The following is a 14,475-nucleotide window of genomic DNA, read 5'->3' as shown; positions in this document are numbered from 1 at the left end:
TTAGGGTTTTTCTCTAATTAATTTGTATAGACTCTATTTAAATTAACATAGCCTCTTTCCTGAATAAGACCATAATTTTGCGGAAGGAAAAAAGAATTAGTTCGATTATTAAAAATTATATTCGTAATAGATTTTGAATCAACAGAAAACTCCGATTAATTAGGTGCGGAACAGTGGGGAGTAAACTAAATTGGCTCTTACAAATATTGAAAGATTTAATTTTTATAAATATGAAAATGAATTAAAAAAAGGTATAGATAGCTTTAAAGTTTTATTGGATAAGACTTTGAAAGAAAAAGATATAGAACAGGTTTTAAATATACTTAAGGCATCTGGATTGGCTGTGAATATCTTTAACAATTCTAAAAGAAGGCAACAGTTCAAAGAAGTTATTGAGCATATTATTATGCAAATTGAAGGTTCAGATATAGAAAAAATCAGTAATTTATTATCGGAAATAGAATCTATAGAATATTTATTTGAAAGTTTGACTGAGGAAAGAGAAGGGTTTTTTAAAGAATTTGAACAAATCCACGATAGTTACAAAGTAGCAGCTTATTTAATTTCACTAGAATTATATTTAAGTTCATTTAAGGAATCTCATTACAGTGATGAATTAGATATTTCTTCTCAGGTAGAGCTTACAGATATTAATACTAGAGAAGCGTTATTTAACTCGGCAATTGAATCATCAGGAATGATTTTAAAATACTTTAAATTTAAACAGTACGGCTTTAAAGGAATTAAAAGAAATATATCTCCTAAAACATTAAAATCATCTTGGTATCATATATTTTTTAGTGAGTTCTGGAACACTATAAATGAAATTTTGGAGTACTGGCAGTATTCAGATGTAAGTGTTAAAAGAGATAATCAAGGAAAAATACAATTTGAAATTATGGATGAAAATTTTGAACTAAATAACGTTGTCTCTAATGAGAGATTTTTAAATCTTCGTCAAGGGTGGCAGATGGGGAAATTAGGACAACTACAAAATGTATTGGAAACGAGAGAGAAAATTACTGATGACACTCTAAATAATATAGACCACCAATTAGACTATTTATTTGCAGTACAATATTTTGGCGATCCTTTTTTAGAAAAGAAAGTTAATGATATTAAATTAATTGATTGGATCCGTGCATACAGATTATTAACTTCAGAATCTAAAAAATTCTTGAAGGGAAGAGGGAAATTATCGATTTTTAATTTGGATAAGGTTTGTATTTGTAAGCCTAACAGTAAATGGGAAAAGCTTTTTCAACAGAATGGATTTACTAGAGTAGAGTCGAAGGAAATAATTCGAATGTTTACATTTGAAGATAAAAGTCAAGATTTAATAGATTGTCCCTTGATAAAATTTGATGAAAATTTAGTTTTAATACCTTCCTTAACTTCTAATGCTGATCCCTCTAGAGCACTGGCTTCTAACTTTCTTAACCGAAATATTAATTTGGCTTTCAGAGGACCTGAATTTGAGGAAAGAATGAAGGCTTCCCTAGATTTAAAACATCTGAAAAACTCGTCCTTGTATAAAAAAACAAATCAAGAATATGAGTGTGACATTGCTTTTGTATTGGATGATGAGTTGTACTTTATAGAATGTAAAGCTCACATTCAACCTTTTACAGTCAGACAACATGCTAATCATTTATATAAATTATATGAAGAAACCTATCAATTAAACCGAATAGCGGATTTTTACGAAGAAAATATTAATTTTGTAATTGAGCAGTTAGAATTAGAAGCGAATTTTAAACCTAAGAAAGTACACCGAATATTACTAACTACATCGATGATGGGAGCTCCAATTTTTGTTAATGGCGTATATATGGTTGATGAATCTTCTTTAGTGAAGTTTATTAGTCGAAAACCACCTTTACTAAAGTATTTTGATAAAGGTAAATATATTGAAATTCCAAGTACTAAATTTGATATCTATAGAGGGCCATTAGATAATGAAAAATTTTATCAGTATTTGAGTTCTCCACCTCAAATAGAGATTACAAAGGACTTATATCGTAAAACAGAACATTCTTTTGAAATTTTTAATCTTGTAAGGCAGTTCAAAATAAATCAAACAATTCATGTTGGGGTTAATTTATCTGAATCAGAATCGAAGCTCATTAAAAAGCACTTTAGATAATACTAACTTAAATAATGGAGATTGATTGAGGGTAGTTGTAGTTTGACATGGTTGAGAAAATCAAGTCATTTTCTAATCGTAGGGAGTCTTAATTTTGATTAATTGGTCTAAGTGAAAGTCTAATGATAAAAAAACACTTATTAAAGCCTGTTATAAAATTAGATAATAATATTTTTACCCCGTCCTACTATGTAAATTAAAGATAAGTGAGTGTATGTTTTTATTATGAAAATAATAACTTGTCTTTAATGTCACACATAATATAAAAATTAGTGCATCACTTATATATTAGTGGTGTACTTTTTATTTATTTGACCTCTTAAATGACCTCATTTATTTACTTTTTGTAGCTTTTGAATAAAGTTTGATTAAAAAGTTCCCTGTAATCCCTATTTTATTGCAAATAAAAACCATCCTTTTGAAAAAAAGATTGATCAAAAGGATGGTTTATTTGAATTTTATTATCAATTTTTTATAATAAAGTTTGATCATTTCTTATAAATTCTTTTTTTATTAGCCTTTTGATACTCTTTTATCATCCTAACAAAGTTAAGGAGAAAAGGTGGATTGCTTGGCAATACAAGTTCTGAGGATAAAGTCTTGGTGTACTTCATCCTTAGTTTATCATTTGTAAGGGTTGAAAAAATTTCCGTTCCTTTTATCTTATTTAATATTAAGCTCGCAGCTTTTTCGAGGTCATCATTTTTGAAAAAACCTTTATTTATTACATTACCATGTGTTCGATTATAACCACCATATTCAACTGATGCATTATATGCACTTATAGCATTATACTCAAACTCGTCTAGAGTTGAAAATGATGTATTCTCTAAAGGGATTAAACTAATACTAAATTTTTCTCCTAAACGATAATCCTCATATATTTCAGGAAGATTGAATTCAACGCTTAGTGAATACCTAGCCCTATTTTCTGCTGGATTTGTAACAAAGTGCTTATAAGCCCTGCCGAATACTCCTATTGATTGTCCAACGTAATAAATATCTTTTACTAGATTATGTATGATATAAATACCTTCGAAATCCTCAATACCTCGGCTATCTCTTTCTTTTTTATTACCAAGTTTAATCAACTCTTGTGGAGTAAATTTTTCTATTTCTTTACTTAGAGCATCTAACTCTTTTCTCACAATTTCTTTATTTGCATTACGTTCAAACTGTATTTTTTTTAGATGGACATAGGATGGCGATATTGTAAGAGAATCAGCATCGTAACCACTAACAACCTGCCTTATCCAACTTCGTTCATCTTCTGTAAGTGCTTGAACTGATAGTGCTACTGCTCTTTGATAAGCTATTTCTCTTTCTGTGATTACTCGAAGTATTTCTAGGGACTTTTCATTGTCCATCTATTGTCACCCTCGCTTTTTTGTTTATAATTCTAAGAATTCCATTATTTCAAATCCTCATAATTCCCACAAGAAATTTCTTCCTTTTAATAATCCTTTAACGGAACAACTCTATTGTCACCCAACATTTACTTAATCCACTTTTCAACTTCAGATGTTCTTTTCCCTTTAACTATAAAAACACCCCCTTTAGAATATTCCTATCCAAAGAGGCGAAACATCGCAACTTTTTTATAAACGTCGCGACTTTATTCAAAACATCGTGTCTTTTTTATAAATTATCAATCTTTATTTTAAATCAACACTTTTCGCTATAGGTCTGTTTCCTATAGTAAAAACGGGCCATTCAATGGAGTATAGTACCCAGAGATATGAATTCTTTTGATATCGCTAGTATGGACTTTGTGAGATATTTTACTTAAACTATATGACAGCATAGTTAAACAGAATCTTTGTCTCTTTATTATTGTTAGTGAATTGAGCCATGTATGCACAGTTTTGAGCCAGTGATAGTACCTTTCGGACTAGAGAGCCGTTTAACGTAAGAGAATAAAGAAAGTAGATATTAACCGAGGTGGTAGATATGGATTTATTGCAAGTCTCTAGAAGCCAGTTAATCAGTGAAGTATACGAATGTAAAAAAATGATTTACAGATTAATAAACTTACCAAAAAATATTCAATCAAATATCTCAAATTCACTATTACCGTATCTTTCATTGATTGTTGATGGAATTGATAGTCTTTTTCTGATTGAAGATACTGTTGTACTTTCTAGTAAATTTGAAGATATAAATGGAGAGAGTTTTACGAAGCTTATCAAAAAAATAAGAGTAAGTTCCAAATTACTTACTGATAAAAAAAAACTAAGAACTTCAATAGAGATGCTAGATAGTGATATAAAAAAATTTCATCAAGAGTTAATAAAAGGATATACTGAAGAACAATTAGCATATGTAAAAGCATTCGGACAAGACGATTTAGGTGTTTTCTATTATAAAAATAAGCCGTATGCTAACAGCAGTCAAATAAATTTATATATTAAACCATTTAATTCAAGTGTAGGGGAAGTTGGGAAGGATGTATTCAAATTTAGTACACAGGTCGCTATGTACATAAACGAGTTTTGTTCTGTGCTAGAAGGATACACGTCACCACATTTGAAGCGAGAGGATTACATTACTAATTTAGATTGTGAAGACTTCATTTACCAAGATTATATCTACAGCGCAGAAAAACGTAGAAATATTTTTAATAATTTTATGGATGAAAGAGTTTCATTATATTTAATGAATATGCAATGTCAATTAAATTTCGCCCTTTATATTTTAGATTTACTAATAGACGAACATCCACTGAAATACAGAATTCAATTATTGATTTACTATTACTCTGTCCAAGCAATAGGTTTTGCTTCTGAATCAGGCTATTTCGAAGCTCTAGAAGAACAACAAGAAACGATTACCGCAGTAATAGAGACTCATAATAGAATATTTAATTGCAGTACTTTTAGAAATAATCTGTTTCATTATAGGCTTTCTCAGGAGATTACTCCTTCATTGAGCAAAAACTATTTCGAAATTATGGTAGAAACACTAACATCTGAATCTTTAGAAAACCTGTTAACCACCGTTTATAAGGAAATGAATATTGTTGAAAAGTTAATTAAAGAAATTATCTACTAGTATATATTAGTTATTCAATTCAAGAGCGCGATTATTGAAGAAACAAATGATTATTTGTTGTGGTATTAGTGGAGGGAAATTTAATGTTGTAGTAGTTAATGTGGTCATATGGTGCGCAAAAAGGATAGATACAAACAGGTATAATTCCTGTTCATCTATCCTTTTCTTAATACCTATATAATGTGTGACATTATAATTGGATATCTAGTTATCGGGTACTTTAATTAATTTCTTGACTTTTAATAAAACCAAAGTGGCGCCTTCCATAAAGCTATGGAACAAGATCAATATGCCTTCCGTGTCTCTACACTTCCCTCAGTATTTTTAAAAGAAAGTCTAATTATCCGGCTTCTTTTGCAAAATCATACTTTCCCACTTACTTCCCTATCTTATTCCAAGCATGCGGCAGAGATGTTAATGGAACTTGTGAAACACCGACAAGGGCTATTATGTTTCACTGGTGCAACAGGCTCTGGTAAGTCAACCTCTTTGTATTCTTTGATCCATTATTGTTCTTCAGAGTTAAATAGACACGTCATTTCATTAGAGGATCCTGTAGAAAATAATCAGGCTAATCTACTTCAGATTCAGGTGAATGAACGAGCTGGTGTTACATATGCGACAGGCTTAAAGGCTATTTTACGCCACTCACCTGACATTATTATGATTGGAGAAATACGTGATAAAGAGACAGCGAAAGTCGCAATCGAGGCTTCGTTAACAGGTCATTTAGTGGTAACGACGATTCATGCCAAGGATTCAGTCAATTGCCTTTATCGATTCATGGACTTAGGCGTTTCAGTAGAAGAACTTCGTCAAACTGTGGTAGGTGTTGTTGCTCAAACACTTTTCCAATCGCCAATTAACCAGGAAGAACGTCGCGCATTGTTTGAAATATTAAGCAACGCTCATCTTCAAAGTGCCCTTCAGGCAATTAAGCAAAAAACTAGCTTTGAGCTACCACATGATGTAACGCTTACAGGTCAAAGAGAATTAATCGAGAGCCAGAACTATGCGAATACAAAAGTTTATTGAGAGAATTCGTTTTGAATATAAAAAGGCGACAATTTGGCAAGTAAAGGAACAAGCTCGTTTTTTTAGTCGATTAAGCGTGCTAATGCAGGAAGGCTATTTATTCCCGCAAGCTATTTCTATTCTATTGCCCCATCATATTAAAGCACATGAAGAAATACAAAAGCTAATCAATGAGAAGCTGAGGCAAGGAGTCGGTGTTTCGGGAGTTCTTGAAGCTTTGCATATTTCAAAACAGCATTTAGTGGCTATTACAGTTGCAGAAAACAATGGCCATATGATTGAGACGCTAAAAGGTGTGGCTAAGCAAATGGCTTTGAGTGAGTCCACAAAGAAAAAATTAATGAAGCTACTCTTGTATCCAATGGTACTCATACTATTTTTGTTGCTGTTGTTTTTAGTATTTCGCACCGTATTTTTTCCCAATATAGAAAAAATGGTGGCAAATCGAACTACCGGCACAGAGGAGACGAGCGTTGCTTTGTCAAAAATACTGTTACATTTTCCTGATGCTCTAATTGTCGTAGCGATAGCAGTAATTTGTAGCATTTTGATTTTTCAGCTTTATCTCAAACGACAACCAATTGCTCACCAGCTAAATATGATCCTAAAAACCCCATTTATTCGGATTTGGGTAAGAATATCTTTGACGAGACAATTTGCTGCGTATTTAGGAAGTCTGCTACAAAGTGGATTTTCTTTACAGGCAAGTCTACAAATTTTAGAGGAGCAGCGACTTCAACCATTTCTCCAATATCTGGCTCGATGTATAAAGGAACGTGTTGTTTTCGGTGATACGTTAACACAAGCTGTAAATTTGATGGCAGTTTGGCAGAAGGATTTCTCGACATTTGTTGAGCATGGAGAAAACAGTGGCTATTTAGGGAAAGAGCTAATATTGTATAGCGAATTATTGACAGAAAAGCAGGAGCAGCTATTGCATAAAATCCTTGCGTTTGTGCAGCCGAGCTTTTTTATCATTATTGCACTGTGCATAGTTGCCGCATATGTCAGTTTATTATTACCAATATATAACATGATTGAACTAGTTTAGGAGGATAATAATGAAACGTATAAAGCAGCAAGCCGGATTTACTTTGATCGAAATGCTAATAGTCTTGTTGATTATATCAATATTAATTTTAATCACAATTCCAAACGTTACGAAACATTTTGCTACGATCGATGAGAAGGGCTGTAAAGCATATATTAGCATGGTGCAGGGGCAGGTAGAGGCGTATCGAGTAGATTTTATGGTTTATCCAACTATTGAAGATTTAGTAGCAAAAGGCTATTTAAAGAAAAATGAAACGACCTGTCCTAATAAGGAAGAGATTATGATCACTAATGAAGGGGAAGTACGATTAGCAAAGACCTCTGCTGAAACAGGTTCTGGTGGATAATGGTTGTTATAAAAAGTGAGCGTGGCTTTACGTTTGTTGAAATGCTAATGGTATTGTTTATCGTTATGTGTTTGTCAGTAATTGTCGTAAAGTATTCGTTAAAAGCAGCGGAAAATCGGGAGCTTGAACAATTTTTTTCACAAATTCAATTAGATATTCAATATATACAAACTTATAGTATGCATCAAAGAGAATATATTTCGATGAAGTTTGAGAGTTCATCAAAAAGATATATCATTAAAAAAGATTTTTATACCGAATTATATGCACGCCCTTTTCCGAAAGGGGTTGAATTCATTCCTGATTCGAGTTCGGTGCACACGATTATATTTAACTACTATGGGAACATCATGACTCCAGGGTCTATTTATTTTAATACACCCCAGGGCATTAAAAAAGTTGTGATTACGTTAGGGCGAGGGAGGTCGAGAGTTGAATGAATCTGGTTATTCATTTGTTGAAACGATTCTATCAGTGGTCATTGTCATGTTTTTATGCACGACATTAATACCCATTAGCTACACTATGAAAACAACTCTTTACAACAAGAAGCTAGAGGTTATAGCAGCTGAAACGGCCTATGAGGGCTTAAAGCACTATCGCTCTTTACAGCAAGTGGAAGGCTCTAAAACAATCGAAAATGTAGAATATAATTGGGCTTTTGATGGGCAGGGGATATGTGTAAGCTTTCAAAATACACGAGAATTGCGTAAAAAATGCATCCAGTTGACAGGTGAAGTCGATGAATGAGCGGGGCTATACATTATTAGAAGCGTTGTTTCAATTAGTTGTTTTTGTGCTTATTGCTCATCTTGTTGTTTTCATTATGCTTTGGTTCGCAGAAATGAAAACAACGGTACTTTCTGATGAACAATCGAAGTGGGAGCTATTTGCTTATGATTTGAATATATATTTAGAGGATATTTCATCATTTACGATTCGAAAAGATCAAAAGAGAATAACTTTTCAAACGGCAGATACCATTCATAATATTGATTGTTATAGCAATCTAATTCGTGATCAAGTAAAGGGTGGTCATGTGCCAATGTTAATTGGTATAAATAAATGCCAGTTCAAATATGAAAAAAATATGTTAACGGTAGCTGTTGAATTTCCAAGCGGTATCCAAAAGGAGCGAACCTTCTATGTACCAATTATTGAAAAATGACAGAGGGGCTATTTTTTTAATCGCAATTGCATTATTATTTTTTGTAACTACTTTTGTTCTTACGTATTATACGTCTTATGAAATTCAGTTTCGAACATATGAAGGGCTAGAAAAGATGAATGTTCGAGCTACGATAAATTTATTGGGACAAATTTTGTCAGACAGTGTAGAATCGTAGTTATAAGAAGGTGATTCGAATGCGAAAAATATATTTAGTTGGCTTTATGGGCTGCGGGAAAAGTGCGTTAGGAAGACGTTTAAGCTATTTGCTAAAGATGCCATATTATGATATGGATCGTGAAATTGTTAGGCAGCAAGGTATGACAATCCCACAAATATTTGAAAAATACGGAGAAGTACGTTTTCGAGAAATAGAAACAGAATTTTTAGAAAATTTTCGAGACGAAGCTTGTATTATTTCAACAGGTGGTGGGGTTGCAGTCAATGCTGAAAATCGAAAAATAATGAGACGCAGCGGACTCGTGTTTTTTTTAGATGCGACATTCGAAGATATTTACAAACGAATACAGCATGATCCAAATAGACCAATCGTACAGAGTTCAACAAAAGAGGAGCTAGAGAATCTGTATCATTACAGAAGAAAGTTCTATCGTGAGGCAGGACATATACAGGTGTTAACAGAGAGTAGGACAATCCGTCAAATTCTTGAGTATTTAGTATTCCAAGTTAAAAGGTTGAAAGGCGAACGATAACATTTTAAATTAAATTTAATGTTCGTGTTTTATTATAATTTAAAAAATGATTGCCTTTTCAATGCAATTAATGTTAGGATATAGACAAATAAGTAACTAAAAGTTCATTGAATACTAAATAGTACCAAGATAAATCTTGGGCGGATGATTGTGCGGGGAGAGAACGTTGTAGACGTCACCGAAGGAGCAAGTAGCAAAGGTTATGAATCTCTCAGGTAAAAGGACTCGTACAAGACGCAACTCTGGAGAGAGCTGTATTACAACAGCCACCGAAGGAGAAAGCCGGCTGATTGGCATTGTAACAATGCGAGCCAGTCTGGTGTAACTTTCAGGTGCAAGGACAGAGAATCCCGAAAAGGGGTTCGTCTGTCTTTTTTTATGTCAAAATGTTTTGTTTAAGCATTTAAATGAATTGGCAGAACATTCATTGTACTAATACAAAAACAGACGAACTACTACCAGTAAAAATGGAACTAACAATAAGGGGGCAAAAAGAATGACGAACGAATTACAACGTACACCTCTATTTGACGAATACGCAAAATATGGTGGTAAAACAATTGACTTCGGTGGATGGGAATTACCAGTACAATTTTCTTCTATTAAGGAAGAGCATGATGCAGTACGTAATCGTGCAGGTTTATTTGATGTATCACATATGGGTGAAATTTTAGTAACTGGTCCTGATTCTCTAAATTTTTTACAAAATCTTTTGACAAATGATATTTCGAAGATTGCAGTAGGTCAAGCGCAATACAATGCAATGTGCTATGAAGATGGTGGTGTTGTCGATGACTTACTAACATATAAATTAGCCGATGAGCATTATTTATTGTGCGTCAATGCTGCAAATATCGAAAAAGATTATGATTGGATGATGGAAAATCAACATCAATTTGATGTCACAATCGACAATCAATCTTCTGCTTATGCACAAATTGCCCTTCAAGGTCCATTAGCAGAAGAGGTACTTCAATCATTAACAGCTACTGATGTAAGTGCCATTAAATACTTCCGCTTCCAAGCAGATGTTGAAGTTGCTGGTCATAAAGCATTAGTCTCTCGTAGTGGTTACACAGGAGAAGATGGTTTTGAATTATACGGCTCTCCAGAAGATATTAAAGCGTTATGGGATAAAATCTTAGAGGCTGGAAAAGACAAAGGCGTTGTGCCAGCTGGTTTAGGATGCCGTGATACACTTCGTTTTGAAGCAGGTCTTCCATTATATGGGCAAGAGCTATCAGCGACAATTTCACCTCTTGAGGCGGGTATTGGCTTTGCTGTGAAATTAAATAAAGAAGACTTTCTTGGTCATGATGCATTAGTGACGCAAAAAGAGAATGGACTGTCACGTAAAATTGTGGGCATTGAAATGATCGATAAAGGAATTCCTCGACATGGCTATAAAGTATTTAAGGACGGTAAGGAAATCGGTGAAGTGACAACAGGTACTCAACTTCCTTCTTCTAAACGTAATGTTGGTAACGCATTAATTGACAGCCAATTCGCAACTATCGGAACTGAATTAGAAATCGAAATTCGTGGTAAGCACTTAAAGGTAGTGACAGTAGAAACACCGTTTTACAAGCGTTCAAAATAATATTTGAAAAGAGGGAGCTACATTTATGAAACATCGTTATTTACCTATGACGGAGCAAGATAAACAAGAAATGTTAGACGTAATTGGTGTATCTTCAGTTGATGAGTTATTTGAGGATATTCCAGAAAAAGTACGTTTTAAAGGCCTATATGATATTAAAGATGCAAAATCAGAGTCAGCTTTATTAAAAGAATTATCGGCACTTGCTGCAAAAAATAAGGATACAAATGCTAACGTATCGTTTTTAGGTGCAGGCGTATACAATCACTATAAGCCAATTATCGTGGACCATGTTATTTCTCGTTCAGAGTTCTACACAGCGTATACTCCGTATCAACCAGAAATTTCGCAAGGGGAATTACAAGCAATTTTTGAATTCCAAACGATGATTGCAGAGCTTACAGGTATGGATCTAGCAAACTCTTCTATGTATGATGGGGGAACAGCACTAGCTGAGGCAGGCATGCTTGCAGCTGGACATACACGCCGTAAGAAAATTTTAGTATCTGAAACGGTTCACCCTGAGTATCGAGATGTTGTTGCTACATATGCATACGGCCAATCCATTGAAATTGTTACAGTTCCTCAAAAAGATGGTGTGACAGATGTAGCAGCTTTAAAAGAACTAATCGATGATAATACAGCAGCTGTAATTACACAATATCCAAACTTCTTTGGTCAAATAGAGGACCTACAAGTAATTGGCGACATTGCACATGAGGCAAAAAGTTTATTTGTTGTATCTTCAAATCCGCTTGCACTAGGTATTTTAACACCACCTGGTAAACTTGGTGCTGATATTTGTGTAGGGGATGCACAGGTCTTTGGTATTGCTGAAGCATTCGGTGGTCCACACTGTGGTTTCTTTGCCGTAACAACTAAGCTTATGCGTAAAGTTCCAGGCCGTCTGGTTGGTGAAACAGTGGATGGGGAAGGTCGTCGTGGTTATGTATTAACATTACAAGCGCGTGAACAGCATATCCGTCGTGATAAAGCAACTTCTAATATTTGTTCTAACCAAGCACTTCTTGCACTTGCAGCATCTGCAGCAATGACTGCTCTAGGTAAACAAGGTGTTCGTGAAATGGCTACTCAAAATATTGCGAAAACACGCTATGCTAAAAATGCTTTTGAAGCGGCAGGCTTTACAGTTGCATTCCAAGGTGCACACTTTAACGAAATCGTTGTGAAAACAAATAAATGTGTGAAAGAAATCAATAAAGGCTTAATTGAAAAAGGTATCATTGGTGGCTATCCTTTAGGTCAAACATATGAATCTCTTAAAAATCACGTGCTAATCGCAGTAACAGAATTACGCACGAAGGAAGAAATTGATGCACTTGTTGCAGAAATGGGGGCTCTTAATGCATAACGAAAATCAATCACTCATTTTTGAAATTTCCAAAGAAGGTCGCGTAGGCTATAGCTTAGAAGCACTTGATGTACCAGAGGTTGATCTTGCAGATTTACTTCCTGCGAACTTAGTACGTGCGGAAGCGGCAGAATTACCAGAGGTTTCTGAACTTGATATTATGCGTCACTATACAGCACTTTCTCGTCGCAACCACGGTGTAGACTCTGGTTTCTATCCTCTTGGTTCTTGTACAATGAAATATAATCCTAAAATTAACGAGGCCGTTGCACGAATTTCAGGTTTTGCTAATGTTCACCCATTACAGGACGAATCAACAACTCAAGGTGCGATGGAGCTTCTTTATGATCTACAAACGTCATTAGTTGAAATTACAGGTATGGATGAAGTGACATTACAACCTGCAGCAGGTGCTCATGGTGAATGGACAGCATTAATGATGATCCGCGCATTCCATGAAGCAAATGGTGAAGGTCACCGTAATAAAGTCATTGTTCCTGACTCAGCTCACGGTACAAACCCAGCATCGGCAACAGTTGCAGGCTTTGAAACTATCACTGTTAAATCAGATGAAGATGGTTTAGTAGATATTGAAGATTTACGCAAAGTAGTTGGTCCTGACACAGCGGCATTGATGCTGACAAATCCAAATACACTTGGTCTATTTGAAGAAAACATTATCGAAATGGCAGAGCTAATTCACTCTGTTGGCGGTAAAGTATACTATGATGGAGCAAACTTAAACGCAGTTATGAGTAAAGCGCGTCCTGGTGATATGGGCTTTGACTGCGTACACTTAAATCTACACAAAACATTTACTGGCCCTCACGGTGGCGGTGGCCCAGGTTCAGGTCCAGTTGGTGTAAAAGCGGACTTAATTCCATTCCTTCCAAAACCAGTTTTAGTAAGAACAGAAGAAGGAACATACCACTTCGATTACGAACGTCCACAATCAATCGGACGTGTTAAACCTTATTATGGTAACTTTGGCATCAATGTACGTGCATACACATATATCCGTACAATGGGTCCAGATGGCTTAAAAGCTGTAACAGAATACGCTGTACTAAACGCAAACTATATGATGCGTCGCCTAGAGCCATTCTATGATCTACCATATAACCGTCATTGTAAGCATGAATTTGTATTATCAGGTCGTCGTCAAAAGAAACTTGGCGTTCGTACTCTAGATATAGCAAAACGTCTGTTGGACTTTGGCTACCATCCACCAACAACGTACTTCCCATTAAATGTGGAAGAGGCGTTAATGATTGAGCCAACAGAAACAGAATCTAAAGAAACGTTAGATGCATTCTGCGATGTGATGATTCAAATTGCAAAAGAAGCAGAAGAAAATCCATCAATCGTTCAAGAAGCACCACATACAACAGTCGTATCTCGCCTAGACGAAACACGCGCTGCTCGTACACCAGTGCTGCGCTATCAAAAAGCATAATTAATAGAATTAAGACGTCCGATAAGTATTTTCGTACTTGTTGGACGTCTTTTTTTATTTTAGATAGGTTTTTAAAAGGAAAAGAGACGGATAGCAAAAGTAAGGCAGCGGAAAGAAAGGGCAAAGCGACGGAAAGAAAGAGCAAAGCGACGGAAAGAAAGAGCAGAGCGACGGAAAGAAAAGGCAAAGTGACGGAAAGAAAGAGCAGAGCGACGGAAAGAAGGCAAAGCGACGGAAAGAAGGCAAAGCGACGGAAAGAAAGGGCGGAGTGACGGAAAGAAAAGGCGGAGTGACGGAAAGAAAGAGCAGAGTGACGGAAAGAAGGCAGAGCGACGGAAAGAAAGAGCAGAGTGACGGATAGAAAGGGCAAAGTTACGGATAGAGGGCAGAGCGACGGAAAGAAAGAGCAGAGTGATGGAAAGAAAAGGCGGAGTGACGGAAAGAAAAGGCGGAGTGACGGAAAGAAAGAGCAGAGTGACGGAAAGAAGGCAGAGCGACGGCAGAGCGACGGAAAGAAAAGGCGGAGTGACGGAA

13 protein-coding genes, 1 pseudogene and 1 riboswitch are annotated in these 14,475 nt (G+C 35.2%); of the genes and pseudogenes, 13 read left to right on the top strand and 1 reads right to left on the bottom strand.

Going from position 1 to position 14,475, the window contains the following annotated elements; genetic code table 11:
• Window positions 1-190 precede the first annotated feature (190 nt).
• On the top strand, window positions 191-2,146 hold the full coding sequence (locus tag BFJ97_RS04780; RefSeq protein ID WP_068983521.1) for a hypothetical protein: 1,956 nt from the start codon (window positions 191-193) through the stop codon (window positions 2,144-2,146).
• Window positions 2,147-2,634: 488 nt separating this feature from the next.
• Here the strand turns inward: BFJ97_RS04780 and BFJ97_RS04775 are convergent, their stop codons facing one another.
• Window positions 2,635-3,513, bottom strand: a complete 879-nt coding sequence (locus BFJ97_RS04775) for an excinuclease ABC subunit C (RefSeq protein ID WP_254660116.1) — start codon at window positions 3,511-3,513, stop codon at window positions 2,635-2,637.
• Between the two features lie 583 nt (window positions 3,514-4,096).
• Between BFJ97_RS04775 and BFJ97_RS04770 the strand changes: the two genes are divergently transcribed.
• From BFJ97_RS04770 to gcvPB, 12 genes and pseudogenes are all read left to right on the top strand, one after another.
• Window positions 4,097-5,197 carry a hypothetical protein gene (locus tag BFJ97_RS04770; RefSeq protein ID WP_068983520.1) on the top strand — a complete coding sequence of 367 codons (1,101 nt, stop codon included), beginning with the start codon at window positions 4,097-4,099 and terminating at the stop codon, window positions 5,195-5,197.
• A 261-nt stretch (window positions 5,198-5,458) separates the two neighbouring features.
• Window positions 5,459-6,232: pseudogene (locus BFJ97_RS04765) on the top strand (ATPase, T2SS/T4P/T4SS family); the annotation flags it as partial.
• Window positions 6,210-7,283, top strand: coding sequence for a competence type IV pilus assembly protein ComGB (gene comGB, locus BFJ97_RS04760; protein WP_068983519.1), 1,074 nt, complete (start codon window positions 6,210-6,212; stop codon window positions 7,281-7,283). The pseudogene BFJ97_RS04765 and the gene comGB, both read left to right, overlap by 23 nt.
• Window positions 7,284-7,293: 10 nt before the next feature.
• A complete protein-coding gene (gene comGC / locus BFJ97_RS04755; protein WP_068983518.1) occupies window positions 7,294-7,632 on the top strand; it encodes a competence type IV pilus major pilin ComGC in 339 nt (112 codons plus the stop codon).
• Window positions 7,632-8,072, top strand: coding sequence for a competence type IV pilus minor pilin ComGD (gene comGD / locus BFJ97_RS04750; protein WP_068983517.1), 441 nt, complete (start codon window positions 7,632-7,634; stop codon window positions 8,070-8,072). Before comGC ends, comGD begins: the two co-directional genes overlap by 1 nt.
• On the top strand, window positions 8,065-8,382 hold the full coding sequence (locus BFJ97_RS04745) for a type II secretion system protein (protein ID WP_068983516.1): 318 nt from the start codon (window positions 8,065-8,067) through the stop codon (window positions 8,380-8,382). Before comGD ends, BFJ97_RS04745 begins: the two co-directional genes overlap by 8 nt.
• Window positions 8,375-8,800, top strand: coding sequence for a competence type IV pilus minor pilin ComGF (gene comGF, locus BFJ97_RS04740; RefSeq protein WP_068983515.1), 426 nt, complete (start codon window positions 8,375-8,377; stop codon window positions 8,798-8,800). Before BFJ97_RS04745 ends, comGF begins: the two co-directional genes overlap by 8 nt.
• Window positions 8,778-8,978 (top strand): hypothetical protein, encoded by a 201-nt coding sequence (locus BFJ97_RS04735; RefSeq protein WP_068983514.1) that lies wholly within the window; start codon window positions 8,778-8,780, stop codon window positions 8,976-8,978. Before comGF ends, BFJ97_RS04735 begins: the two co-directional genes overlap by 23 nt.
• Window positions 8,979-8,997: 19 nt before the next feature.
• Entirely contained in the window at window positions 8,998-9,513 is a 516-nt protein-coding gene (locus BFJ97_RS04730) for a shikimate kinase (protein ID WP_068983513.1), read from the top strand.
• Window positions 9,514-9,657: 144 nt separating this feature from the next.
• Window positions 9,658-9,750, top strand: a riboswitch (glycine riboswitch).
• Window positions 9,751-10,009: 259 nt separating this feature from the next.
• Window positions 10,010-11,113, top strand: coding sequence for a glycine cleavage system aminomethyltransferase GcvT (gene gcvT, locus BFJ97_RS04725; RefSeq protein WP_068983512.1), 1,104 nt, complete (start codon window positions 10,010-10,012; stop codon window positions 11,111-11,113).
• 25 nt (window positions 11,114-11,138) lie between these two features.
• Window positions 11,139-12,485: an aminomethyl-transferring glycine dehydrogenase subunit GcvPA gene (gene gcvPA, locus BFJ97_RS04720; RefSeq protein WP_068983511.1), complete on the top strand. Its 1,347-nt coding sequence runs from the start codon at window positions 11,139-11,141 to the stop codon at window positions 12,483-12,485.
• Window positions 12,478-13,941, top strand: a complete 1,464-nt coding sequence (gene gcvPB, locus BFJ97_RS04715) for an aminomethyl-transferring glycine dehydrogenase subunit GcvPB (protein WP_068983510.1) — start codon at window positions 12,478-12,480, stop codon at window positions 13,939-13,941. The genes gcvPA and gcvPB overlap by 8 nt, the downstream gene beginning before the upstream one ends.
• Window positions 13,942-14,475 lie beyond the last annotated feature (534 nt).

This window comes from Lysinibacillus xylanilyticus (assembly GCF_001708185.1).
Classification (GTDB): Bacteria; Bacillota; Bacilli; order Bacillales_A; family Planococcaceae; genus Lysinibacillus; species Lysinibacillus xylanilyticus_A.
This window is presented reverse-complemented; position numbering and strand designations above follow the sequence as displayed.